The 1,666-nt window shown below is 46.1% G+C and carries 3 protein-coding genes; 2 read left to right on the top strand and 1 reads right to left on the bottom strand.

Annotated features, from left to right (window positions below; translation table 11 throughout):
• Positions 1–284 precede the first annotated feature (284 nt).
• Positions 285–608: a type II toxin-antitoxin system RelE/ParE family toxin gene (locus BLP64_RS10675; protein ID WP_092594019.1), complete on the top strand. Its 324-nt coding sequence runs from the start codon at positions 285–287 to the stop codon at positions 606–608.
• Entirely contained in the window at positions 605–880 is a 276-nt protein-coding gene (locus tag BLP64_RS10670; protein WP_092594018.1) for a helix-turn-helix domain-containing protein, read from the top strand. The genes BLP64_RS10675 and BLP64_RS10670 overlap by 4 nt, the downstream gene beginning before the upstream one ends.
• Before the next feature lie 163 nt (positions 881–1,043).
• Here the strand turns inward: BLP64_RS10670 and BLP64_RS10665 are convergent.
• Positions 1,044–1,666, bottom strand: a 623-nt coding sequence (locus BLP64_RS10665) for an IS256 family transposase (RefSeq protein ID WP_143001103.1), incomplete at its 5' end; no start/stop codon positions are given.

Raw genomic sequence — 1,666 nt, 5'->3', positions numbered from 1 at the left:
TGGTATCAACCCGCTGATCATGGTACCTACGAATATAGCGAAGGCTTCTTCAGTCAGGAAACCACCGAATATCGGGACGCTAATCGGGTAAGAGGTGAAGAGGAGGTAAAGTTTTCAATTGAGTTAGAAAGTGGCTGGTATCTTCAATACTATCGCTATCCATAGCGTCGTCAGTACTGAACGGAGGCAACTGCCTCCGTTTTAGCGGGGGCAACTACAGTTTATAAATTCGACAAGCCCAGCCAACGAGGTTATCATAAACGATAACATGGAGGTTGTATTATATGTCGTGGACGATCACGTTTTATAGAGGCGTGGAGGAGGATTTATTAAGTCTTCCGCCTAGAATTCAGGCAAGAATGATTCGGCTGTTGGAACTTATGGAAGCGCACGGGCCTAACTTAGGCCCGCCGCATACAAAACCCTTAAGCAGTGGGCTCTTCGAATTACGAGCTAAGGCTCACGAGGGCATTGCCCGCGGTTTATTTTGCTACTTACATGGCGAACAGATCTGCGTACTTAGTGTGTTTGTCAAAAAGAAACAGAAAATACCGCAAAATGAAATTGAGATTGCTCGTAAAAGGCAAGTGGAGGTAAAAACATCATGAACTTACAAAAATTAAAAGCGCGCGCATTGAGCGATCCACAAGTAAAAGCCGAATACGACAATCTTGAGGATGAATTCAAACTTATAAATCAGCTACTAAGTATGCGTGCGCAGGCAGGTCTTACCCAAGAACAGTTGGCTAAACGAATGCATACAAGTAAAAGCAATATCAGCAGGCTTGAGCGTGGTAATACAAACCCAAGTTGGGCCACGCTTGTGAAATATGCACATGCTTGCGGCTTTGAGCTTTCGTTGACACCGCACAAAGCTTAAGTAGAAATTACCAACTAATGGCTTACCTCACCTTAAGTAGGACTATATTCCTATTAAGCGGCCAAAAGTAAGATGATAGTCCAAGATTTATTGGCCGGCAAACAAAGATTAGCTAGTATGAATGAGACTGTAAAAGATTTTGTATAAATGGCTAGTTGCACTGTTAAATCCGATCCTGGTACATAATCTCGAACTGCGCCATGGCCGGTTTCCAGTTGCGTATGGGCATCGTCCACTTTTTTGAAGCCTGATGCAAGGCCAAGTACAACACTTTCATGACCGCTTCATCATTCGGGAACGAACGGCGAGTTTTGGTGATTTTTCGCAGTGACGCGTTCAGCGACTCAATCGCATTGGTGGTGTAGATAGCTTTGCGTATCTCGACCGGGTAGTCGAAGAACACACTTAAACGCTCCCAGTTTGCCCGCCATGAGCGGCTGATGGTGGGATGCTCGGCGTCCCATTTTACAGCGAAGTCTTCCAACGCTTGCTCCGCTTCAGCGCGAGTAGCGGCGCCATAAATCAGTTTTAAGTCAGCAGCGATAGTCTTGCGTTGTTTCCAATTCACGTAGCGCAGCGAATGGCGAATTTGGTGCACAATGCACAGTTGCACCTGAGTTTTCGGGTAAACCGCTTCAATGGCTTCTGGGAAGCCTTTGAGGCCATCGCAACAGGCAATGAAGATGTCGTCAACGCCACGGTTTTTGAGCTCGTTCATCACTGATAACCAGAACTTAGCGCCTTCAGTTTGAGCCATCCACAGCCCAAGAAGCTCTTTTTCACCAT

It is taken from the genome of Pseudidiomarina indica (genome assembly GCF_900104245.1).
GTDB classification, from domain to species: domain Bacteria; phylum Pseudomonadota; class Gammaproteobacteria; order Enterobacterales; family Alteromonadaceae; genus Pseudidiomarina; species Pseudidiomarina indica.
This window is presented reverse-complemented; position numbering and strand designations above follow the sequence as displayed.